The organism is Paenibacillus ilasis (genome assembly GCF_043195395.1).
Lineage (GTDB): Bacteria > Bacillota > Bacilli > Paenibacillales > Paenibacillaceae > Paenibacillus_AQ > Paenibacillus_AQ lautus.
Window position 1 is genome coordinate 2,573,999 of the sequence record NZ_JBHDJG010000001.1, and the last position, 22,894, is coordinate 2,596,892.

Annotated in this window: 20 protein-coding genes; 18 read left to right on the forward strand and 2 right to left on the reverse strand. The window is 48.5% G+C overall.

What is annotated here, in order from left to right:
- Window positions 1–44 precede the first annotated feature (44 nt).
- The 14 genes from ACETK5_RS11815 to ACETK5_RS11880 all read left to right on the forward strand — a co-directional run bounded on the left by ACETK5_RS11815 (window position 45) and on the right by ACETK5_RS11880 (window position 15,097).
- The gene (locus tag ACETK5_RS11815; protein ID WP_394055799.1) at window positions 45–740 is read left to right on the forward strand and encodes a response regulator transcription factor; all 696 of its coding nucleotides are present in this window, start codon (window positions 45–47) and stop codon (window positions 738–740) included.
- 89 nt (window positions 741–829) lie between these two features.
- The gene (locus tag ACETK5_RS11820) at window positions 830–2,281 is read left to right on the forward strand and encodes a serine hydrolase domain-containing protein (RefSeq protein ID WP_394055801.1); all 1,452 of its coding nucleotides are present in this window, start codon (window positions 830–832) and stop codon (window positions 2,279–2,281) included.
- Entirely contained in the window at window positions 2,278–3,201 is a 924-nt protein-coding gene (locus ACETK5_RS11825; protein WP_394055803.1) for an ABC transporter ATP-binding protein, read from the forward strand. Before ACETK5_RS11820 ends, ACETK5_RS11825 begins: the two co-directional genes overlap by 4 nt.
- Complete coding sequence (locus ACETK5_RS11830; RefSeq protein ID WP_394055805.1) at window positions 3,194–3,958, forward strand: ABC transporter permease; 765 nt, start codon at window positions 3,194–3,196, stop codon at window positions 3,956–3,958. The genes ACETK5_RS11825 and ACETK5_RS11830 overlap by 8 nt, the downstream gene beginning before the upstream one ends.
- Before the next feature lie 20 nt (window positions 3,959–3,978).
- The gene (locus ACETK5_RS11835; protein WP_394055807.1) at window positions 3,979–4,878 is read left to right on the forward strand and encodes a sensor histidine kinase; all 900 of its coding nucleotides are present in this window, start codon (window positions 3,979–3,981) and stop codon (window positions 4,876–4,878) included.
- 111 nt (window positions 4,879–4,989) lie between these two features.
- Window positions 4,990–5,595 carry an SGNH/GDSL hydrolase family protein gene (locus ACETK5_RS11840; protein ID WP_394055808.1) on the forward strand — a complete coding sequence of 202 codons (606 nt, stop codon included), beginning with the start codon at window positions 4,990–4,992 and terminating at the stop codon, window positions 5,593–5,595.
- Between the two features lie 329 nt (window positions 5,596–5,924).
- The gene (locus ACETK5_RS11845; protein WP_394055810.1) at window positions 5,925–7,730 is read left to right on the forward strand and encodes a cache domain-containing sensor histidine kinase; all 1,806 of its coding nucleotides are present in this window, start codon (window positions 5,925–5,927) and stop codon (window positions 7,728–7,730) included.
- Window positions 7,720–8,493 (forward strand): response regulator transcription factor, encoded by a 774-nt coding sequence (locus ACETK5_RS11850; protein ID WP_100537233.1) that lies wholly within the window; start codon window positions 7,720–7,722, stop codon window positions 8,491–8,493. Before ACETK5_RS11845 ends, ACETK5_RS11850 begins: the two co-directional genes overlap by 11 nt.
- Before the next feature lie 207 nt (window positions 8,494–8,700).
- Window positions 8,701–9,618, forward strand: coding sequence for an ABC transporter permease (locus ACETK5_RS11855; RefSeq protein ID WP_100537232.1), 918 nt, complete (start codon window positions 8,701–8,703; stop codon window positions 9,616–9,618).
- A 51-nt stretch (window positions 9,619–9,669) separates the two neighbouring features.
- A complete protein-coding gene (locus ACETK5_RS11860) occupies window positions 9,670–10,545 on the forward strand; it encodes a carbohydrate ABC transporter permease (RefSeq protein WP_394055813.1) in 876 nt (291 codons plus the stop codon).
- Between the two features lie 71 nt (window positions 10,546–10,616).
- Window positions 10,617–12,248 (forward strand): type 2 periplasmic-binding domain-containing protein, encoded by a 1,632-nt coding sequence (locus ACETK5_RS11865; protein WP_394055815.1) that lies wholly within the window; start codon window positions 10,617–10,619, stop codon window positions 12,246–12,248.
- Window positions 12,245–13,144: a DUF6528 family protein gene (locus ACETK5_RS11870; RefSeq protein WP_394055817.1), complete on the forward strand. Its 900-nt coding sequence runs from the start codon at window positions 12,245–12,247 to the stop codon at window positions 13,142–13,144. Before ACETK5_RS11865 ends, ACETK5_RS11870 begins: the two co-directional genes overlap by 4 nt.
- Before the next feature lie 20 nt (window positions 13,145–13,164).
- Window positions 13,165–14,037, forward strand: coding sequence for a sugar phosphate isomerase/epimerase family protein (locus ACETK5_RS11875; protein ID WP_394055819.1), 873 nt, complete (start codon window positions 13,165–13,167; stop codon window positions 14,035–14,037).
- Window positions 14,038–14,062: 25 nt separating this feature from the next.
- Window positions 14,063–15,097, forward strand: coding sequence for a DUF6528 family protein (locus tag ACETK5_RS11880; protein WP_326120753.1), 1,035 nt, complete (start codon window positions 14,063–14,065; stop codon window positions 15,095–15,097).
- 614 nt (window positions 15,098–15,711) lie between these two features.
- Here ACETK5_RS11880 and ACETK5_RS11885 read toward each other — a convergent pair.
- Window positions 15,712–16,497 carry an HAD-IIB family hydrolase gene (locus tag ACETK5_RS11885; RefSeq protein ID WP_394055821.1) on the reverse strand — a complete coding sequence of 262 codons (786 nt, stop codon included), beginning with the start codon at window positions 16,495–16,497 and terminating at the stop codon, window positions 15,712–15,714.
- 118 nt (window positions 16,498–16,615) lie between these two features.
- Between ACETK5_RS11885 and ACETK5_RS11890 the strand changes: the two genes are divergently transcribed.
- From ACETK5_RS11890 to ACETK5_RS11905, 4 genes are all read left to right on the forward strand, one after another.
- The gene (locus ACETK5_RS11890) at window positions 16,616–17,608 is read left to right on the forward strand and encodes a LacI family DNA-binding transcriptional regulator (protein WP_394055823.1); all 993 of its coding nucleotides are present in this window, start codon (window positions 16,616–16,618) and stop codon (window positions 17,606–17,608) included.
- 403 nt (window positions 17,609–18,011) lie between these two features.
- On the forward strand, window positions 18,012–18,641 hold the full coding sequence (locus ACETK5_RS11895) for a TetR/AcrR family transcriptional regulator (protein WP_394055825.1): 630 nt from the start codon (window positions 18,012–18,014) through the stop codon (window positions 18,639–18,641).
- A gap of 6 nt (window positions 18,642–18,647) precedes the next feature.
- Window positions 18,648–19,871: a cytochrome P450 family protein gene (locus ACETK5_RS11900; RefSeq protein WP_394055827.1), complete on the forward strand. Its 1,224-nt coding sequence runs from the start codon at window positions 18,648–18,650 to the stop codon at window positions 19,869–19,871.
- Window positions 19,872–20,639: 768 nt separating this feature from the next.
- Window positions 20,640–21,044 carry a VOC family protein gene (locus ACETK5_RS11905; protein WP_100537222.1) on the forward strand — a complete coding sequence of 135 codons (405 nt, stop codon included), beginning with the start codon at window positions 20,640–20,642 and terminating at the stop codon, window positions 21,042–21,044.
- Between the two features lie 486 nt (window positions 21,045–21,530).
- Here ACETK5_RS11905 and ACETK5_RS11910 read toward each other — a convergent pair whose 3' ends face one another.
- Window positions 21,531–22,697 carry an epoxide hydrolase family protein gene (locus ACETK5_RS11910; protein ID WP_100537221.1) on the reverse strand — a complete coding sequence of 389 codons (1,167 nt, stop codon included), beginning with the start codon at window positions 22,695–22,697 and terminating at the stop codon, window positions 21,531–21,533.
- Window positions 22,698–22,894: the final 197 nt, after the last annotated feature.

Consider the following 22,894-nt stretch of genomic DNA (forward strand, 5'->3'; position numbering starts at 1 on the left):
TCTCGAAACCATCGGAAAGAGTCTCGATTAATGGAGTGAATGCTATGAATGGAACAATAAAAATATTGGTTATCGAAGATGATAATGAAATTAATCAGTTATTATGCGAGATCATAACCAATAGCGGGTACGTACCGCAGCCGGTTTTTTCCGGCACAGAAGCTTTGTTGTATTTGGCCAATGATCGGGAGTGGAGCATGGTATTGCTCGATCTGATGCTTCCCGGTCTTGCCGGGGAAGAAATCCTTCGGAAGTTGGGACCGGATCGCCGCCTGCCGGTTATCATTATATCGGCCAAAAACGAGCAGCAGTCCAAAGTCGCCGTTCTAAGAATGGGAGCGGACGATTACATTACTAAGCCATTTGATGTGGAAGAGGTAGCGGCCAGAATCGACATCCATCTCGGCAGATATAGACGTGCAGCAGAACCCGATCTGATCCGTCAATTGACGTACAAGGACATTCATTTGGATAGCGATACGAAGGCGGTCACGGTTAACGGTTCCGATGTGGTGCTGACTGCGAGGGAATTTACATTGCTGGAACTCCTCATGTCTTATCCGAAGAAAGTATTTACAAAGCAGAATCTATTTGAAGCGGTGTGGGGGGACGCCTATTTGGGTGATGACAACACAATTACGGTACATATGAGCAACTTAAGAAAGAAGCTAGCGCAGGCAAACCCGGAGGCCGAGTATATTGAGACTATCTGGGGAATGGGATATCGGTTGAGAGGATGAATTAATGATTTCTTAAGATGTTGGTTAATATCCTATTAGGATCTGATGTTTAGAATGAAAGAACATCATATCGTATAGGAGAATGTGCAATGAAAAAGATTTTAATCGCAATAATAGCAACAATAGCGCTTTTGGCCCCGTTTCTGTATCTTCCTCCGTCAACCCATGCCGCGTCTGTTCTCGACAAGGGCGCAGTGGACGACTATGTTGAACGTTATTTGAATCGAAACGGGCTGCCAGGCGCGTCGATTGTTATCGTCAAGGATGGCGGGATCGCCCATGCGCAAGGCTATGGGCATGATTCCGAAGGAAAACCCCTGACGGAGCATTCCTTACTAAGAATCGGTTCCGTCTCCAAATCATTTACCGCCTTTGCCGTACTGCAGCTCATAGATGAAGGAGCTTTCGGACTGGACGATCCGATCGTCCAGCATTTGCCCGATCTGAAGATGAACGACCAAAGATTCGGGCAAGTCACCATCCGCCATCTGCTTAGCCATACTTCCGGGATATCCACCCCGACCATCGTGTCCAAGGCGGATACCTTGGAAAAAGGCGTCAAGCGTGTGCACCAGTGGCAGCTCCAGTCCGATCCTGGTGAGCGGTACTCCTATAGCAATGCGAACTATTGGATCCTGGCATGGCTGGTGGAGAACGTAAGCGGCATGGAGTTCGCTGCGTATCTAGACACGAAGGTGTTCTCTCCGCTCGGCATGGACGATTCCCTCTCGCCCGTGAACTCTGGCGATTCGGTTCCCGGGCTGCCGCGCGGGTATGTTACGGCCTTCGGAACGGCAATTTCCATATCCGAAATGGAGCAAATGTTCACCGGTTCGGGGGGAATCGTAACGACAGCGGCGGATATGGGAGAATGGCTTGCGATGCACACCCGTAACGGCGTAAGCGCATCCGGAGAAAGATTATTATCCGAATCCTTGCTGGACGATTCCTATTCCCCGCAACCCGGAAGCGAGCATTATGGACTAGGCTGGTCGCTCAGCGCTTCGGATATCGCGCCGAAACGCGTGCAGCATAGCGGAGCCTTATCCAGCTATCAGGCTCAACAAACCATCGTACCAGAGAGCGGTTATGCAGTAGCGGTCATGCTTAATAGCTTCACCACCACTTTCGAGCATGCGTATGCGATAAGCGACGGCATTATCCGACTCACCGAAGGACAAGCGCCCACAGTGAAGACACCAATACCGACAATTATTGATTTCTCCGTTGGATTACTGACGTTGCTGTATGCTGGTTTGGGAATCAGGGGGATCCTGCGCGGCAAGAAGTGGTCCGATCGACGCCGACACTATTCAGCTCTACGCTATTATCTGCGGTTAATCCCGCAAATCATTCCGATCGCGGGGATCGGTTGGTTACTGTTTATCGTCCCGGAATTACAGGATAACAGTACGACGATCCTGGATGTATTCCGCCTGTGGCCGGCCTTGGCGATTCTATTGTTCGTCATCTTCCTATGTGCCGTGTCCATCACCGGGACACGAATGTATCATCGGATCAGAGGGGGTATCTCCCAGTGAAGGAATCTGTTTTGACAACGATCGACCTGACAAAGAAATACAAAGAACAGACCGCCCTTGAACGTGTTAACATGGTTGTCGAAAAAGGTGATATATACGGTTTTATCGGGCAGAACGGGGCAGGCAAAAGTACGTTGCTGCGCATGGTGACCGCGCTGGCCCGGCCAACGAGCGGAACCGTCAGCTTGTTCGGGGAAAGCAATGAAGCGGGGTTGATTGAAGCCCGAAAGCGCGTAGGAGCGATCATTGAAAGCCCGGCATTACATCCCGATATGTCGGCCCACGATAATCTGGAAGTCCATCGATTGCTCCGGGGGATCCCTGGCAAGGCGTGCTTAGCGAAGACGCTTGCGCTCGTCGGACTGCAGGATACGGGGAAGAAGAAGGTAAAGAACTTTTCACTCGGCATGAAGCAGCGATTGGGGTTGGCTATCGCTTTGTTGGGTGACCCGGAGCTGCTTATACTTGATGAACCGACAAATGGCCTTGACCCAGGAGGCATCGTGGAGCTTAGAGAGCTGGTCAAGAGGCTGAATCGCGAGATGGGACTAACGATTCTGATTTCCAGCCATATCTTGAGCGAGCTTCATCAGATGGCAACGAAGTACGGCATTATTCATAGAGGCAGACTGTTAGAGCAATTGACCCATGAAGATTTAAATGAGAAGTGCAGACAGCATCTTCGTATCCGGGTCGATGATCCAAGCAAGGCAGCAACGGTTCTCGAAATGGAACTGGGCACACCCGATTATGAAGTTTTGCAGGATGGCACGATCAAGCTTTACAGCCTCGATCACGATGTCAGAAGGGTATCAATGGCTTTGACAAGCAGCGGTCTGGTCATCGAATATTTTGCGCCAGGCGGGGATGACTTGGAAAGTTATTTTACCAAACGGGTCGGGGGAGAACTTCATGATTAATTTATTACGTGCGGAGCTGTTCAAACTCAGCAAGAATAAAGTATTCTGGACACTGACCATCACGGTAACCGTTGTTTTTGCCCTCATGCACTATTTAATCACCATCGGATGGTGGAAGATGAATAACTTGTTCATGGATGCGGGACTGGAGCAGTTCTCATCCCTTGCGCTGGCTACAACCCCGTTCTACTTCATGTTATTCTTGTGCACATTGGCCGGATTTTTTGTTGCGAATGACTTTACGATAGGGGTCGTCAAGAACATGGTCATGAGCGGGAATCGCAGAAGTCATATCTTTTTAGCTAAGCTCGTCATATTGGCACTCGGTTCCGTGATTCTGGCTGTGGTGTGCCCGTTAATTGTAATCATGGGCGGAAAGCTATTGTTTGGATTTGGCGAAATGACAAACCCGTCGTCATTGGGCTACTTGGCAAGAGCACTGGGTTTGTTCCTCATTCATTTGATGGCCCTCGTTGCCTTGTTGATGCTGATCGCGCTGCTTGTGGAAGATAGCGGGAAAACCATAATTATCTCCGTCGTAATCGCATTATTCATTTCCGTAGCAGAAGTTCTGAGACCGCTGCCGGGGATCTTGGAAACATTGTATCATTATTCAATATTCCATCATCTTATTGATTCCTTCCGAATCAGGATGTCCGACGCTGATATCATCCAGTCTTTGTCGGTTGGAATAAGCACCCTTCTAGTTCTGATGTTGTGCGGGAATTTGGTGTTTAACAGGAAAGAGATTAAATAAAGGCCGTGAGGTGGAGAAAAATGATCTATGTAACGATCACTGCAGTTCTGCTTATGTTCATTTTTCTCCTTCGTCTTGTATGGATCAAGAAAGAAATGAGACGTTTATCGGCCCAGGTCGGACGTTTTCATCAAGGCTTGAGCGGGAAGAAGGTCGATATTGCTTTACTGGACAAAGATATCGAAGAGCTCGCTGGAAATATCAATCAATTAATCGATCTGGCGGTCCAGTCGAACAGGGATCGAATACGCAGTGATCGCGAATTGAGACAAGCGATCGCTAATATGTCCCATGATTTGAGAACACCGCTAACGGCTATTATCGGATATACCAAATTATTGGAAGTCAGTTCTGTCACGGACGAGAAACGACAGGAGTATATGTCTATTATCAGAGCCACTGCTGATCGATTACATACCTTACTGCATGAGTTTTTCGAGTTGTCTCTTGTGCAATCTACAGAGTATCACCTTAAGCTTGAACCGGTGCAAATGAATGCATTGTTGTGGGAGGTGCTGACCGGTTTTTATGATCAATTTATTGAGAACCAAATAGAACCCGACCTACAAATAACGGAGGAACCGCTCATTGCCGACGTGGATCCGTCTGCAGTCAAACGTGTATTCGAAAATTTAATCAGTAATGTGATCCGTCATACGACAGGCACTGTAGCGATTGGTTTGAAGGAGAATGAAGGGAATATTCTGCTTATCATCAAGAATCAAGCGGACAACTTAAGTGAGCAAGACATAGACAAACTGTTTGATCGCTTCTACACAGCGGATCGGTCAAGATCGAGCCGAAGAACTGGTTTGGGGTTATCCATTGCCTATAGTCTCATGTTAAAGATGAACGGGCGATTGACTGCTAGGCTCCAAGATGGATGCTTGGAGATGAGATGCGAGTGGAAGCGAAGCTGATTCGTATTTACAGGAACTCACTCTAACGGGCAGGATTGCGTGACTCAAGGGCGAATAGAATAAGCAAAAAAAAATTTATCTAATCAGAAATGGAAGGATGAGCTGAGCGGTATGAGCCTATCGGCAACAATCAGCAATTTGGAAAACGGCAAACATCAGCACATCGTCGTTTATGGAACCAGCCTAACCGAAGGCGGCGCTTGGGTCAGCGGATTAAAGGAAATTCTGGATCGCCGGTTTCCGGGGCAAGTTAAGTTGACCAACAGTGCCAAAGCTGCACAATGGTCGGGCTGGGGACTCGAACATTTGGAGGAACGTGTTATCGCTTTCGCTCCCGACGCCGTTTTTCTGGAATTCGCTATAAATGACTCTTATTTGCCTTATCAGACGAGCATTACGAAATGCGGTGAAAACCTGAATGCTCTTATTGATCGATTACGTGCTGCCAACAAGAATTGCGAAATTCTGTTGATGACCATGAATCCGCCGGTTCGGGAACACCTAGAAATTCGTCCTCTGATTGAGCAATATTATCAGGTGTACAGAGTTACGGCTCGCTTGCGCGGACTTTTGCTCATAGATCATTACCCGGTTTGGCGGAGAATGTTAGACGAGAACCCCTCCGAATTCGACCGGCTTATTCCGGATGGAATTCACCCTTCGGACGAGGGCTCGACTACAATAACGCTTGCCGAAATCGAGAAGACCTGGTTGTAGCAACATGAGGTATTAATCATTGGGAATAGAAATCATTACGCTAACCGGTAACGGTAGCTTAATAAAACCATTAAAGCAGCTGGCCAAACGTGATCAGCTGCTTTTGTTCAACTAACGGGCAGGCTAGTGGATCGATTTGATCAGCAGGAACTCGTTTTCCCTTCGGATGTTGCTTTCAGCACAGGGGAAGATAAACCTTATGATATATATGGTAAAGGATTAGCATGTGCTAGAATACTGAATTGAAAAGGGATAGGTTCCGTAATCCTAATAAGCGGGTTCTCCTCCGCTTGCAGGGAAATATCTTCCATGAAACGAAAGGAGCACGCGTGATCACTTTACTTCGGAAGTATTCCATCCGCGTTCAGCTGCTTACAATCGGTGCAGCCATGCTGTTGTTATTGTTCGGAACTTTTCTATGGAGCTACGACCAAATGCGGGGAATCACTTATAAACGGAACAGCGAATATACACTGGAGCTGATATCAACGATTCAGAAAAATATCGCGGATAACGCCGACTCCATTAACCGCATTTTGCCTAATATCGCTTATAATGAGACGATTCAGCGGTTTTTAATGGAGCGCGAGCGCCTGGCTCAGTTCGAACTGCAGGGAGGGGTTGAAGCACTGCTTGTTAATCTTCAGTCCATGAAGCAGGGAATTGACAGGATCGTGCTCCTCTCCACGGTAGGGGGAGGCTTCTATAATTGCGTAAATTGCAAGGATTATATCCCCTTTTCCGATATTCCCGACCAGACTAACGCGTATTATTCTGGACTTTACCGCTTTAAGCTCTCAAGTCCGACAAAAAATGTGGTGTATGTGGGAACGCCTGTGTATGATAAGAAAAACGTTGTGACAATCGGGAAAAAAATCGGATATGCCGTCATCGTTCTGGAGGCCGATGCGATCGCACCTCAGCTCGGCTCGATGTCGACCCATCTTGCCGGGAGATTTTATGTACTGGATCGTAACGGAATCGTGGTGACCAGCAACGATGCTTCCAGCATCGGCCAACCGATTGGCGGGATGGCAGAGGAGGTAGCTCAAGCGCTTCAAGTCAAGGAGGGTGAGCCCGTTAAGTTTCAGAACGAAGAGGGAGATTTCATCCTGCATGCCAGGCCGGTGCCGGCGATCGGCGGAAGCATTATCAGCGTATTCGAAACGGCTGACCTCTTCAGCGGATTAAAGGATATGCTAGTCCTTGTTCTCGGCATCTTTGCGTTGTCCGTTGTAATCTTATATGCCTTCTACACCGCTATAAGCCGCAACATCCTCAACCCGATCCGTGCCTTCATGAAAATAATCAGCGGCCTGCGATCGCAAGGATTAGATAATCCCAACAAGCGTGTATCGCTTGACGGGTATGCGGAGATTAGCATCATGGCCAGGCAGTTCAATACACTGCTCGATGAGATTGACGATCTGGCTGCGAAACTTGTCGATTCAAAAACATATATTTATGAACTTAAGCTTCTTAGGAAGCAAGCGGAGCTGCAATTTTTAAAGAATCAAATTAATCCCCATTTTCTATACAATACGCTCGAAACCATTAAAGGAATCGCATATGTGAAGAATGTTCCCGAGATACGGGAAATGACGGATTCTCTTGGACTCATCTTCCGCTACAGCATCAAAGGCGGGGATGATGTTCGGTTCGAGGAGGAGCTTGCGATTGTCAACGCCTATATCCGAATTCAACAAATTCGATTCCAGGATCGGTTTGACGTTGTTTATGATGTGGATGAGCGAAGCTTGCGGGTGTCGGTCATCAAGATGATCCTGCAGCCGCTGGTGGAGAACGCGGTGTTCCATGGAATCGAACCGAGCCTTGAGCGCTGCCGCCTAACGGTAGGAAGCCGGATCGAAGGTGGCAGTATGCTGATATGGGTGCAAGACGACGGTGTTGGCATCGAGCCTGCCCAGCTGGATGACATCCGCACTCATATAGAGGACAAGTCTGGCCCGGATCTAACCTCGGATATAAAATTTATCGGCATGTTAAACGTAAACAACCGAATCCGATATGCCTATGGGCCGGCGTACGGCATCGTATCGGTCGAAAGCGAACCGTCGAATGGAACTAGAGTAGTTATCAAGGTTCCGTGTGGAGGTATGACGAATGCAGTATAAAGTTTGGCTTGCAGATGATGAACCATGGATCTTGGAAAGCTTGAAACGTATGCTGGATTGGACGTCTCACGGTTATGAGATTGTGGGGGAATCCTGCAACGGGCTGGATGCCTATCGACAAATGAAGCACCATCGGCCGGATGTTGCGTTCATTGATATTCGGATGCCGGGCATGAACGGGATCGAATTGATCCGCAAGCTGTATGAGGAAGAGACCGGGGTCTGTTGCGTGGTCGCCAGCGGATACGCAGAGTTTGAGTATGCCAAGCAAGCTATGCATTACGGGGCCGGTGGATATATCCTTAAACCGTTTCAGAACGATGAGATAACCGAGGTGCTGCAGAGTTTAAAGAATCGCCTGAAGCGGGACAAACAGCCGGAAGCCATTTTACCATCTCCCGAGATCCCGGACATTGCAGATTCGCGATCGGGGGACGATACACTTCGCTCTATCGAGCAGTACATTCGCGAGCATTTCCGAGACCCTCTAACGGTACAGGATATTTCCAGACAGTTCTTTCTCCATCCCAATTACTTAAGTTCGCTGTTCAAGCGGGAAATCGGGGTTAATTTTACGAAATTTCTGAACGATATCCGAATGGAGCACGCTTGCGGCTTATTGCTCAACAGTCCCTTATCCGTCCGCGAGGTGGCTGAACGGGCCGGGTACAAAGACTATTTCTATTTCGCAAAAATGTTTAAGCGGCATACGGGCTTGACGCCGACCGAGTACCGATCCATTGATGCATCGACAAAACCATAGATTCGGGTAAGCCCCGCTGAATGCCTCGGAACACCTAGTGTGTCCGGGGCTTTTTCGTGCGACTGAACAAATTTGAGACGAAAGCTTTGAACGAATGATATTAGAAAAGTACATAGTATAGCTGAGGATCGTACATATGGTTTGACAGCGTCGCACCGTATACTTGGATCATTGAAAGATAACGCAACGAAAGAGAGGGCCGATGCGATGGAGAAAAGCTTATGGGCGCGGATGGTGGAGCATAAATACATGTACTTGCTCGTGTTCCCGCTGCTGATGTTCTACATACTGTTCGAGTATGTGCCGCTGTATGGCCTGCAGCTTGCCTTCAAGGAGTTTAATTTCGCCGAGGGTGTATGGGGCAGCGAATGGATTGGACTAGCTAATTTTCGGGAGATCTTTTTGCTGGATGATTTTTGGACCGCCTTCCGTAACACGATCATCATTGCACTCGGCCGGCTTATCTTCGAATTTCCGGTACCGATTGTGGTTGCTCTGCTTCTGAACGAGGTCCGAAAGGCGAGACTAAAGAAATTTTATCAGGTCGTTTATACATTTCCTCACTTTTTATCCTGGGTTATCGTCAGTGGAATTCTCGTTAATTTTCTGGGCTCGTTCGGCGTGCTGAATCAACTGCTGGACATGGCGGGGTTCGAAAAAGTCAACTTGCTGGTAGATCCGGAATCCTTCCGGGGCCTGTTGTTCGGCAGCAGCATTTGGAAGGATATGGGATGGGGGACGATCATTTATTTGGCGGCTATCGCTGGAATCAATCCGTCACTTTACGAAGCCGCCAGCATCGATGGAGCTAATCGGTTTCAACAGATGCGTTATATTACGTGGCCGTCACTCAAAAGCACGGTTGTGATTCTGTTGATTCTGCAAATCGGAAATACAATGAGCTCCGGGGGCAGCGGTTTCGACCAAATCTTTAATCTGTACAATCCGGCTGTTTATGAAAAAGCGGATATTCTCGATACCTATGTCTACCGAAGGACGTTTTCGGTCGGGGACAGTTATGGGACGTCAACGGCCGTCGGCTTGTTTAAATCCATCATCAATCTTGGACTGCTTGTAGCGGCAAACCGGGCGGCCAAGAAGTTGGGTCAGGATGGACTCTATTAAAGCGCGCGAATCTACGTTGCTGCTTGTACTTCGGCTGAAAGGAGGACGCCAATGAAACCGAAAGCGAACGGAGCCGATTACGTTATTCACGTCTTGCTGATGCTGATGGCCATCTTGACCATTTTGCCCTTTTACAATGTGTTCATCACCTCGTTTGCCGATCCGGCGGCGGTCGTGAAGCAGCAGTTTTATTTAATTCCCACCAGCTTCAATCTCAGCTCGTACCGAATGCTGCTTGACGGCAGTTATGTCGGGAAGGCACTGTTGAACTCCCTCATCGTCACGGTGTTCGGAACATCGGTTAATATGCTGGTTACCACATGCGGAGCTTACGCCTTGTCCAAGAGATCCATGCCCGGCCGCTCCATCATGATGGCAGGCATTGTGTTCACGATGCTGTTCTCGGGAGGACTCATTCCGTATTATTTGACGATTAAAGGCCTGCATTTGATCGATCATTATGGTGCCATGATTTTCCCCGTAGCTGTCAGCACCTTCTTCTTGATCGTCATGATTAATCACTTCCGCACGATCCCGCCTAGCCTCGAGGAGTCGGCCAAGATCGACGGGGCGAATGATTTGTATATTCTCATTCGCATCGTTATTCCGATTTCCAAGCCGACGATTGCTGCGATTACCTTGTTTTACGCAGTTGCCAGATGGAATGAGTGGTATAATGCGATGCTGTTTATGACCGACACCGATAAACATCCCATGCAGCTGTTTCTAAGGAATATGCTGGCAGACGTAACCAAGATGGCCAGGGACGATATGGGCGCGGCCATGATATCGCAGCTCAATCAGGGGTACCCTGACGGGATCAAAATGGCAAGCGTCATCATAACCATGGTGCCGATTATGCTGGTATATCCATTTTTGCAGCGACATTTTTCAGCCGGCGTTACATTAGGTGCTATTAAAGAGTAACGCATCATAACGCGGGATAAAGTTAGGAGTCGGAACAAGCGGTTCACGAATATACTTGGGGAGGTTGTACGATGCAAAAGGTTCGATGGCAAGGAAGATCCGTCGTGATTGCGATCATGATCATCGCACTTGTAATTTCAGGCTGCAGCGGGAAGTCAGGCAATGGCGAGGCTGGGGGAAACGATGGATCGGGGGAAGGGAAGAACGGGAAGAAACTGGACATATCCGTCTCATTTTTTAACATCGGGCTGGCCTTTCCAAACCGAGAAACGGACGAATATTTGAAAAAGCTCGAAAGCAAATTCAATGTCCGATTCGTTGACAAAGTGATCAGTTATTCGGATTACAAGGAGAAATATCAGCTGTGGAGCGCCTCCGGCGAGCTTCCCGACGTGTTCAGCCATGATATCATCAACTCGGAGACGTATTATTCCTGGATTAAGCAGGGGATCATACGCGCACTGCCGGACGATCTCAGTCCCTATCCGAATGTAGCTAAGGTGCTTTCGCTGGATGAAACCAAGTCGCTTCGGGTGGACGGGAAGGCCTACATGATTCCGCGTCTGACATACCGGGACTATGATACATGGGCGATGGAACGTTCCTTGATCGTCCGCAAGGATTGGATGGAGAAGCTTGGGATTGCGGATCCCGTTACCTACGATGATTATTTGAATATGCTGAAGGCCTTTGCCAAGGATGACCCGGACGGAAATGGCAAAAACGATACAGTTGGGCTTACCTTCCGGTCGGCTGCGATGCTGGCTCCCATCGCCGGAGGCACCTTTCCACATCTGCTGAACAGCTCATGGGTGAAGGAGGATGGAACGTACATTCCTTACTTTGCCTCCGATAAGATGAAGACGGTGGTCAAGCAGATGCGCCAGCTGTTCACGGAGGGCGCGATCGATCCGGATTTTGCCATCATGAAGACAAATGACGGGATTGAAAAATTCGGTCAGGGTAAGGTGGGCGCGATTTCCATGCAGGCAACCCCTAACGGTTTAGCCAAGCTCAATGCGGCATGGAGCAAATACAACAAGGACACGAAGTTTGAGGATATTGCCCATATCATTCCGGTGAGCTGGCAATCGGATGACGGCAACCGATACCGCTACACGGCTGTTACCTTTTGGTCGGAAAGCTATTTCAGTGCTCGAGTGAACGACGAGAAGATGGACCGAATCCTGCAAATCTATGACTATTTGCTTTCTGATGAATTTATCAGGGATAAGCAGTATGGAATTGAAGGAAAGGACTATACCATGGAAGGCGAGAAGATCACGATTACGCGCGAGAAGAATGAAGAGGGCGAAATTAAAACGATTGGCAGCTTGTATCCGTCCTTCAACCTGTTTGGCTCGCTTGCGGCTTGGGGACAAGAGCTCGAATTCGTAGAGAGTGAAGTCAACAATATCGCATATGGAGAGAAGCTGTCGAGGATGTCGAGGGAGGGACTGAAGCAGCGGATTGCCGAGCATGTCCCTGTGCCGACCAACTATCAACTGGAACTGCTGTATACCCCGGCCAAATCGAAGCTGAGCGCCATAAATCCGTCGGAGGATTTGACGCGGGTCATGCTCTCCAAGGAGGACCCGGTAGCCATGTGGGAGAGCATAGTGCAGGGGTACGAGAACAAGGGCCTATCGCAGGCCATTCAGGAAGTAAATGAGGCTGTACGGGAGCAGGGGCTCGACAAATGAGCCGCAGTATGACCAAGGATTATCCGATTGCCTGCACTGACCAAAAAAGCCATCGAATCCTAGTATTTTCACCGTCGGCACTCGATTGGAGCGCAGATGAATCCGAGATTTGGTCCTGGTCTCTCCTTGACGTGGATGGATGCAACGAGCTCCTCCAGGCATGGAGGCTGCCGACCGAAGCCAAGCTTCGGCATGATCCGATCCGCGGGGGACAATGCATGATCGTTACGGATTCTCGCGGACTAGCAGCGATCGTTCCTTATCCCGGAGGAGAATCTCTCATATGGGGTGCCCATGTAGGAGGGAATCCTCATTCCGCCGAGCTGCTCCCAAACGGGAATTTGGCCGTAGCGGCCAGTACAGCCGGATGGGTCAGAGTCTACGCTTCCTCGCAAGGGCCAACTTGTGAAGATTATGCCGAGTTTCCATTTCTAGGTGCGCATGGCGTGCATTGGGATTCTCGAAGAAGCGTGTTATGGGCGCTAGGCGATAACGAATTGGTCGCTCTCCGGCTGGAAGGAACGGATGATCAACCCAAAATCGTGGTGGACGATCGAGTCCCTCTGCCGACCAAGTATGGCCATGATCTTCATCCCGTGTGGGGAAACGACGATCGTCTATGGATCACTACAGTTTCGCACGTTTATCAGTACGTAATATCATCCGGACGGTTTGACCGTGAATATGCTGATTGCTCGTTTATGGATCGGCATGATGTGAAGAGCATCGGCAATCAGCCGTCGGGCTTGATCGTATCCACTTCGCCGAAGGCGGGGGGGCTTTATGAATGGACGACGGACGAGATCCGATTTCACGGAGCTCCGAATCGGATGCGCCAAGGAGCCGCGATATACAAGGCAAGAATCTGGACGCCGGAATATTCGTCCGACAAATGATTGGAAATGGAGGGGATCTCATGACCTCAGGACAGAAGATTCGGCAAGCTCATTCTGTTCATCCTTCCGGATGGCCGCTTGGAACATCGCTGTCGTTAAATGATTGGGCCAATGGTTATGTCGATATTGAAGCTGTTCGTCAAGCCGGTATCACGTGTATCGAGCTGGCTTGGCGCAACGATGCCTTCGATCTGTTCAATCCGGCGAATGAAATCATATGCAACTCCTGGATCGAGAACATGCGAGAGCTTGGGATGAACATTTGGACGCTGCATCTTCCCTACGGACCCGTCTTTGATATATCGACCGTCGACGAAGCGGCATCGGCAGAAGCATCCCGCTTATTATGCCGGCTGATGCGGCTTGCCCATGAATGGGGGATCCCCATGGTCGTGCTCCACCCGAGCTGGGAGCCGATTTCGGAGGAGGAACGTCCCGGCCGGCTGGAAGCGTGCAGGGGGGCATTATCGGTGCTGGCAGATGAAGCGGAAGCCCTTGGCATACGGATCGCGGTTGAATGCTTGCCACGCACATGTCTTGGGAATACGGGGCGGGAGATCGGTAATCTGCTCGCTGCAGATCCTAGGCTAGGCATATGCTGTGATGTCAACCACCTGCTGAAGGAGGCGCCGGAGGCTTTCATCCGCGAACAGGGCCAGCGGATCTTTACGGTTCATATGTCGGATTGCGACGGTAAGGATGAAAGACACTGGATGCCGGGCATGGGCTCGATCCGGTGGAACGAGGTGCTGCGAGCTTTGGTTCTGCATGATTATCAGGGCCCGTTTATGTTCGAGGTTCGCAGACCTGATCCTTCGGAATTGGCAGCGTGCTGGGAACAGCTGATCAAAGGCTATGATCTTGCTTATCCGGAGGCTGCTGAATATCCATAATCCCATTAGGAGAGGAAGGGACCATATGAATGAGCGGAAAAAAATCGTATCCCGGCTGCGTCATATGCAGCTTGCTGCCGGCTTCGCGCTGACAGTCCTGATTCTGTTTCTTGTCGGAGATCACCAGAGCCTTAGGTGGGTGGACGCATCCTCGTCTCTTCAAGAGGATTATGATATCGCCATGAGCGACCAAGCTTCCCAAAAAATATTGGTGATGGATCCCGGCGTCTCCGATTGGAATGATCCCAGTGCCGTCAAATGGACTTGGGCCCCCAGTGCCTCCAATGGCTTCGCTGAGTTCACCGCCAATTGGGGGCTGCCGACGGAAGCGCGGATCCGAAATAGTGATTTCTTCGGAACTCAGGTTATGCTCGTTACCGATTCAAGGGGACTGGCCGCTATCATTCCGTATCCTGCTGGAGACTTTAAGCTATGGGCAGCGAACGTAGGAGGCAATCCCCATTCCGCCGAGCTTCTTCCTAATGGCAACATTGCCGTTGCAGCAAGCACGGGCGGCTGGGTACGGATATACACGTCGTCACAGCGCTGCCATTCAACGAAATACGCAGAGTATCGTTTGGAGAGTGCACATGGGGTATCCTGGGATCCGCACAATGAAATATTGTGGAGCCTGGGAAATGGGGCGATCGTTGGGTTGAAGGTCGGAGGAACAGCCGCGAACCCGACGCTGACCGAGCATGTTCGGCTGGATGTTGCTCGCTTGAATGGACATGACATACAGCCGGTATATGGGGATCTTGACCGGATGTGGGTGGCATCGGGCGGGAAGGTATATCAATATGTCAAATCGACCAATTCACTCGACCTTACGTATCCGGGAGCAGACGAGATCAGCCGGGTAGGCGTGAAAGCCGTCGGTAATCAGTCATCTGGCCAGGTGGTGCAAACGGTCGCGGATGTTGCGAAAAATCCGGTCGGCGGGTGTACGCTGTACACGTGGTGTACGGACTCGGCAGACTTTTTCCTTCCGAGTGCAACACGTACCAAGACCGGTGCTGCATTTTACAAAGCACGGATCATGAATCCGAACTATCAGTAGGTGAAGATCTGTAGTTAAAACAACCGGCTCGCCAGTGTCACCACAAGTCAGAGTCTATCAGGCGTACAGGAGCATATGCAGGATTAGGATCGTTCAAGCAATGTGCTTGAGCGATCTTTTTGAGGCAATCGAATGTTGATTATTGACTGACACAAATGACGAGGGACAAGAACATATTTCCATAGAAAGTCGCTATTTTAGCGTCTTTTTTGTTTTATCGGTATAAGTTCTTGTCCCGAGTCGAGGACAAGAACTTGTACCGATTGCCGTAAAGGACAAAAACATGAGCCGATTACCGATTAGATTAGTATCTAACCATATTTCCATACAATTTCATTAAGCTAACGGGCAGGATAGCGTGGCTTTTGTGTAGAAAATTAAAAACGAACGAATCCTTTCACGATCCCCCGGACAACAAGCGCTTGTTGTGCAACTAGTCTGTATAAAGGATCACGAAGAGAAACAGTGGAATCATTCATGAATCTTGAAAGTCTTATGGCTATTACTATTTTGTTATTATAGATGATCTCACCGCTCTTACTACCGCCCTTCTCCGTAGAGGAAAACGGCGGTATTTGTATTGTACAACAGCTGAGCAAACGGCATAATATGAATTACTCCCCAAAAAAATTTCTGCATACATGCAAAATTCCCTCGGCGTAAGGATAAGGGGCAACGTTGTTGTGGCATGTCTTTGCCTCTGCCGTAGCGTTCTGGAGAAGATATCCATGGGCAACCATCCGAAGCATCTCGATGTCATTTCCACTGTCACCGAAGGCCAATGTTTTGGACAGGAGTACCTGACTATAATCCATCAGGAATTGCACAGCCGCTTTCTTTCCAGTTCCTGCGGGGATAAAATCGACATCATATGCGTGCTCCGGATCACCCGCCTTAGGATTGCAAATATTGATATTAATTCCGATCCCGTGATTTGCAGCCAGGTGCCTGATGACACTAATATCATATTGGGTTCTGGCTGCTGATACCGGATAATAATAGTAGTTCATTTTATATCCGGATTGACCAAATTGAGTCTGTTCGTGAAGGACAATGTTGAATGTTGATTTTAATTCGCTAATTAAATCTTCTACATCTCTTCGAGAGAATCCGGATGCCCTTATAATTTTTGCCCAGGAAGGAACAGTGACCAGTTGTCCGTCAGGCTCGACTTCCCACATCTCTGTGCCCAGATTGCTCGATATAAAATGGGGGAGCTGCGTCATACCGGCTATTTTCATTTTTGCTTGTATTTGCTGAACACTGCTTCCGGTGACCCAAGCTATCTTTACTTGATGATTTCTGGCAAGCTGCTGGAGGTATTGTTCCAGTTCGTACACCATGTTGAGTTGTTCAGGCAAACATTCATGCGGGTAATACGTTTCGTCAAAATCAAACAATATCAGATATTCGGTTACAGCGGGGGTATAGATGACTTCCATGAGTGTGACTCCTCCTACAGTTTGTTAACGATATCATAGTTGCAGGGAACGTTCCCAGGTCAATACTTTAGATGAGGTGTTAATTTTGCCCACCATAATTGATATTTCACGTGTAAGCGGTCTCTCCAAGTCGACGGTATCACGTGTGTTAAACGACCATCCACACGTATCTGTTGAAAGCAGACAAAAAGTACAGAAAGCCATTACGGAGCTAGGATATGTCCGCAATACGCAAGGGGTTCAGTTGCGTCTACAGGCAAGCAATCATATCGGTGTGCTTGTCCCGGATGTGGAGCATCCCTATTTCAGTCAGCTTGTTAGTGCATTAAGTCGATCTTTAGGCTCAATGGGGTATCAACTTGTCATCTATCAGACCGAATTATCCCGCGAGCATGAACTTGATGTGTATGCCCGATTGTTACGTCGAGAAATGGATGCTGTGGTTATTGCTCATTCCCATTTCTCGGAGAGAGAAATTAAAGAATATATAGGTTCTTACATTGGAATCATTTGCAACGAAGCGATGGACGGAGAGTTTCTCGATGTCTTTCGATTGGATGAAGAAGATGCGGTCTTTCAAGCGACAGCATATTTGCTGTCCAAGGGGCGCCGTCATCTGTTTTTCTGTATGGATCACCTGACACTATTGCAAGAGAAAAGATGGAACGGGTTTCAACTGGCTCACCAACAATTCGGCCTAGAGTGTACGAAATCACAATGTTATACGGGTCTGGTGACGATGGAAGATGGTTATGCCTTGGGAGAACAATTATTTACTTCTGATCAATTGCCGGATGGAATGATAGCAGGTAGTGACTTTGTAGCTACAGGTTTATTGAAAGCAGCAAAGCAAAAGGGGATATCCGTGCCTCAAGAAATGTCCGTCATCGGATTTGATAACCATCCTGTGGGATTGATGACGAATCCGGAACTGACCACATTAACCAATTGTATTCCCGATATGGTCAGGGATGTTACAGAATGTCTTACCCGGAGATTGAAGGGGATGCGATCTGCTCCTATCGCGAAAACCTACAAGAGTTCGCTGATTATACGTAATTCCACTTAACAAAAGTGAAGTGAAAGACAAAAAAAGAAGGATAGCGAAATCCTTCTATCGGTCAGGAATGATACATGTCGGAAGAGGAATTGAACCGTGACTAGATCTCTCGTTGTGGTACTTGAATGTCTAGACAAAATGGAGCATTTCTAAACAAGAAGATATTCAGTGGTTCTTTTACATTGATGGAGAAAGGAGATGCCAGATCCTGGAGACGCTTAAGCTGCTTCGCCAATCCATCGATTATGCGGAACAACATCTCCACTCGCCGATTGAGATTGAGGACATTGAACCGTAACCTCAATAAATCCTTCTGCTCTCCCCAGGTGGTTTTTTTCATTTATATTGACCGACAGGTCAGCATCCTGTATGATCTTACTAACCAATTGGTCAGCAAATTCAAAAAGAGGTGATGAATCTGCCGATACAGCTCTACGAACGGGAGAAGATTTTGCAAGCCTGCTTATCCGTGTTTGCCCGCAACGGTTACAAGAATACATCAACTGAAATGTTGGCGGAAGCTGCTGGTATCTCCAAAGCTTTGATCTTTCATCATTTCACGAGTAAGAAGAAACTGTATCTTAGCTTAGTTGACCACTGCTTTGAGAAAGTCCGAACCGGCATCCATTACGATGAGTGGACGGAAGACACCGATTTTTTTACAGCCATTTCTCAGTTAAGCCATGCGAAGCTCAACTATTTTCGAGAGCATTCTGATGAATGGAAGTTAGTATTTGAAGCATTTTATGCCACACCCGATGGCTTGAAGGAGGAAGTCGAGGATAAGTACGGTCAGGTCAGCGAAACCCGTCAAGCGATGCTCGTAAGGCTTTTCGACAAGGTGCCGCTTCGCGAAGGCATAAACCGCAAGCATGCATTCGAGCTCGTCATGGCCGTTACCAGACATTTCGAAACGAAGTTTCTGGAGGAGACGAAAGGTAGGAACCATATTGATGAAACCTATACCTGCAGCCTTATGAAGGAACTGAACGCTTTTTGTGACATGATCCGATTCGGTATGGAAAACAAAGTAAAGAGGTGATCAGCCGTGAAAGGCATAACAAGCAACGATTTTGTATCGCCGGACACAATGCGTGATTTTAATGCGTTTTACCAAAAGCTGACCCAACATCAGGAAGGACTTTATCGGCTTGATGACTTTTTTGGCATGGGCGAAGCTTGGGTAGCCTTTCGGTATGAGGATGTCTCGGTAATTTTAAAGGACCCCCGGTTCCTCTCGGATCGGCGAAAGTACTCTTCACCGCAAAAAGCCTCACCCCAGAACAGCTCCGTCAATGAATTGCTTGAATGGTTCAAGAATATGCCCAATATGCTCACGGTGGATCCTCCCGATCATACCCGGCTGCGGCGTTTGGTCTCCAAAGCATTTACGCCCCGTATGATTGAAGAGCTTCGTCCGCGAATCCAACAAATTGCCGACGAGCTGCTGGATAAGGTAGCCACCCGGGGCAAGATGGAACTCATTTCGGATTTTGCTTATCCGCTGCCTATCATCGTGATATCGGAGATGCTGGGGATCCCCGGCCATCATCAGGCACGTTTTCGCGAGTGGACCCAAAGGCTGGCCCGGGCTGCGCTAAACCCCGGCCAAGAAAGTTTAGTTCAAGGAGCCCTTCAGGAGTTTACTGACTACATTCAATCTTTGATTTCCGAAAAGAGAGAGCACCCCGGGAGCGATGTCATCAGTGGGTTACTCCAGGCTTATGACGAGGGAGATAAGCTCAACGAGAACGAGCTGCTCTCCACCATATGGCTGCTCATTACGGCAGGACATGAAACGACCGTGAATCTGATCGGTAACGGAACCCTGGCGCTGCTTCAAAATCCCGAACAAATACGGCTCCTTCAGGAGGAACCGGCCCTTATGCCGGCTGCGGTTGAAGAACTGTTGCGGTATGCGGGTCCGATCATGATAACGAGCCGGGTCGCGGTTGAAGATATCGAAATACATGGCACACAAATTCGAAAAGGCGAGATGGTCGTGGTTTCACTGGCCGGAGCGAATATGGATGCAAGCCGATTTGACGGGCCTGAGTGGCTGAACATCACAAGACAAGAGATCGATCATTTGGCCTTTGGTAGAGGAATCCATCTTTGCCTAGGGGCGCCCCTTGCCCGTATGGAGGGGCAAATCGCGTTCAGCTCTCTATTGCGGCGTTTTCCCAACCTGCGTCTTGACGTTAATCCAGAGGACTTGACATATCATTACAGCACGCTGCGATCTTTGGTGAGCCTTCCAGTCCGTTTCTAATGCTGTTTCATATTCATATTAGTGGAAAAGTCCGCGATATGCTGCGGACTTTTTTATTTTTTGGAGTTCATTTCTTGTGGAGGGCGCGCCCAAGCGCTCTCCGGTATTTTCCGCCTTTTATCTATTTAAGGTTGCTGTAAGGTTGGGATTAACATGCTGAAAGGTTCGGAATATAACATGAGGGGTGTAAGCGATAAGTTACGAATACAACAAAGCTGAAGCAGATATCTCATGAAAACAATACTGCAAGCGGAGAACGTCAATAAAACCTTTGGCACGCAAAGGAAACCAATATACGGCACTACACAATATCAGCCTTAGCATATTGAGTCGGAGGACAAGTGTCGGGTGACATAAACTTTATAACATTGTGACTGCAGTTCAAATATAATCCTGGATCTATTAATTTATGAGTAAAAATATTCATACCAGAGAGTCAGAGATGGCAGTAAGGTGGTACCGGTGATAGACAAGTGCAATTCCATGTCAAGCGGAATGGCAATCATTGGCCTGACGTCTGAAAGAGAGCTTCTGCAGGTGGATGAATTGGGGCTCGCATCGAACACAGGTGCATGCGAGACAACGGGGCGGTATCAACATTAGCAGAGAGAATACCCGAAAATGTTAAACCGCTACTGACATACTGTTGTCAGTAGCGTTATTTTATTATCGATTATGTTAAACATAATGGGGTGGAGAGCTTGTTCTTGCCCAAAAAATGATATGGTACGTATCATTTATTATAGAAGGTAGGAAGGATGGTATTTTATGAATTTTGCTTCTGTACGTATCATTACCGACGATGTGGATCGTCTTGTTGAGTTCTATGAGAAAGTCATGGGTGTTTCGGCGGAACGTCCCGCGGCTGCCTTTGCCGAACTCGTTGTGCCATCGTGCACTCTGGCGATCGGTCACTCCCAGACGGTGCCACTGTTCGGCATTGGTTCCGCAGTGGCGGCCGACAATCGCACTGTCATCCTCGAGTTCCGAGTCCACGATGTCGATGCCGAATACGAGCGCTTGAAGCCGTTTGTCGACGAGTGGGTAAAGGAACCGACCACGATGCCGTGGGGGAACCGTGCTGTGTTGTTCCGTGATCCCGACGGCAACCTCATTAACCTCTTCCAGCCGGTGACTGAGGAAGCGATCAAACGGTTCAGCGGCAGGGGGTAACTCTTGGGGTCATAACCGAACATCATGATTCAGGGCACCCTTGCGAGGGTGCCCTGAATTTTTTGTCAAGACCCTTGCTGTATAAGTACTCCGTCATGCTACCAAGCGGCAACTTCACTTTGAGCGAATCCATGTATTCGTGACCAACTGACATCACGGTTGTTCTCGCAGACGGAAATTTGTTCCGTTAAGAAATCAAATCAAGATGGGTTAGCATTGTGTGAGCTCATGTTTCTGCTGAGTGCGAGTTCAAGTTCTTCTTTTTCTATCCTTGACCACAAACCGAAATAAGGGGCGATCGGAGATTGCGCCTGTATGCTAACCAGCTTTTGAGACAGGAAGCTCCCCACGGCTAAGCAGCATCTGGCTTGCGAGCAAGGTGCGAATCAACTCGCGGTTACTGAGTACTTACCTTCAGTTAGCGTTTCTTTTACTGAGTCCATGTTAATAGCTCCCATCCTTTATACCCCTCAATATCGTTAAGTGTTAGCGAAATTTCTGGAAGAAAGCCTGGATGTCAGGGATTAGAAGGTCCGGCGCATCCATCGCAGCAAAATGGGTTCCGCGTTCAAATTCTGACCATTGCAAGATATTGGTATTGTCACGTTCAGCAAAGCGCCTTATCGATTTAAAATCATCTCCGAACACAGCTACACCTGTCGGAATCGTATTCGGCCCCTGCGTCTCCTGGCCGTGGTTGTGCGCATTCTCATAATACAAGCGAGCGGATGATTCCGCCGTATTCGTCAGCCAATACAAAGTGACATTCGTTAGGAATGCGTCACGGTCAATAAAGTCCACATGGTCCCCGAAACCGCAAAATAACTCGGCAATCCAAGCAAGCTGACCTGACGGCGAGTCCGCAAGTCCATAGGAGAGTGTTTGCGGGCGTGTGGATTGGATCGCATTGAAACCCGCCCTCATTTGGAAATTCGCTAGAAATTGAAGCTTCAGCTGATCCTTTTCCGATAAGTCCACCATCTCCGCCGGATCTCCCGAAGGAAATGAAAACAGCTGCAGCACATGTATGCCCCGAAGACCGTCCGGCTTCTGAATTCCAAGTTCTCTGGACACAAGGGCACCGGCATCGCTGCCATGAGCACCATATTCGGTATATCCCAAGCGCTTCATTAGTGTATCCCATGCTTTAGATATGCGGGTTATATCCCATCCGCCTTCAAGGAATGGCCCCGAGAACCCAAACCCAGGAATGGAAGGGATGACCAGATGGAATGCTTGGGTCGGATCACCGCCGTGACTACGCGGATCGCTGAGCGGTCCGATTAGCTCCAAGAACTCGACAATCGAACTGGGCCATGCGTGTGTAAGCAGTAGTGGAAATGCGTCAGGCTCAGGCGAACGAACATGCAGGAAATGAATGTTGGCACCATCGATATTCGTAAGGAACTGTGGGTATGCATTCAAGCGAGCTTCAAACTTACGCCAATCATATTCCTTCTGCCAATAGGCTGCTAACTCCTTCACATAATCCAGCGAAACCCCATATTTCCAGCCAGCTTCGCCCAACGCATCCGGCCAACGAGTCTGGGACAACCGATTTCGAAGATCATCAAGATCTTCTTGCAGTATGGAAATGCGGTAAGGATGAATTTCTGTTCTTCCCTCGGAACTGATTTGTCTTGAATTGGTCATGGAATTTCCTCCTTAAAATGAATTACATTAATTTTATTTACTATATCTATATTAAATAACGAACCCTGACAACGTTATGTCAGGGTTCATACAAGGCATAATATTTCTTATTAAATTTGAAATGCGTATACTTTCGACCTCCCTCTCACAAGCTTTTTCGCTGGGGCTAAAACCATTTTTAACGGCAGAATTAAAAG

What these genes read in the sequence shown, in the direction of transcription:
- ACETK5_RS11815 (WP_394055799.1), top strand. Translation starts at nt 45, where the DNA reads ATGAATGGAACAATAAAAATATTGGTTATCGAAGATGATAATGAAATT.
- ACETK5_RS11820 (WP_394055801.1), top strand. Translation starts at nt 830, where the DNA reads ATGAAAAAGATTTTAATCGCAATAATAGCAACAATAGCGCTTTTGGCC.
- ACETK5_RS11830 (WP_394055805.1), top strand. Translation starts at nt 3,194, where the DNA reads ATGATTAATTTATTACGTGCGGAGCTGTTCAAACTCAGCAAGAATAAA.
- ACETK5_RS11835 (WP_394055807.1), top strand. Translation starts at nt 3,979, where the DNA reads ATGATCTATGTAACGATCACTGCAGTTCTGCTTATGTTCATTTTTCTC.
- ACETK5_RS11840 (WP_394055808.1), top strand. Translation starts at nt 4,990, where the DNA reads ATGAGCCTATCGGCAACAATCAGCAATTTGGAAAACGGCAAACATCAG.
- ACETK5_RS11850 (WP_100537233.1), top strand. Translation starts at nt 7,720, where the DNA reads ATGCAGTATAAAGTTTGGCTTGCAGATGATGAACCATGGATCTTGGAA.
- ACETK5_RS11855 (WP_100537232.1), top strand. Translation starts at nt 8,701, where the DNA reads ATGGAGAAAAGCTTATGGGCGCGGATGGTGGAGCATAAATACATGTAC.
- ACETK5_RS11860 (WP_394055813.1), top strand. Translation starts at nt 9,670, where the DNA reads ATGAAACCGAAAGCGAACGGAGCCGATTACGTTATTCACGTCTTGCTG.
- ACETK5_RS11865 (WP_394055815.1), top strand. Translation starts at nt 10,617, where the DNA reads ATGCAAAAGGTTCGATGGCAAGGAAGATCCGTCGTGATTGCGATCATG.
- ACETK5_RS11870 (WP_394055817.1), top strand. Translation starts at nt 12,245, where the DNA reads ATGAGCCGCAGTATGACCAAGGATTATCCGATTGCCTGCACTGACCAA.
- ACETK5_RS11875 (WP_394055819.1), top strand. Translation starts at nt 13,165, where the DNA reads ATGACCTCAGGACAGAAGATTCGGCAAGCTCATTCTGTTCATCCTTCC.
- ACETK5_RS11880 (WP_326120753.1), top strand. Translation starts at nt 14,063, where the DNA reads ATGAATGAGCGGAAAAAAATCGTATCCCGGCTGCGTCATATGCAGCTT.
- ACETK5_RS11895 (WP_394055825.1), top strand. Translation starts at nt 18,012, where the DNA reads ATGAATCTGCCGATACAGCTCTACGAACGGGAGAAGATTTTGCAAGCC.
- ACETK5_RS11905 (WP_100537222.1), top strand. Translation starts at nt 20,640, where the DNA reads ATGAATTTTGCTTCTGTACGTATCATTACCGACGATGTGGATCGTCTT.
- ACETK5_RS11910 (WP_100537221.1), bottom strand. Translation starts at nt 22,697, where the DNA reads ATGACCAATTCAAGACAAATCAGTTCCGAGGGAAGAACAGAAATTCAT.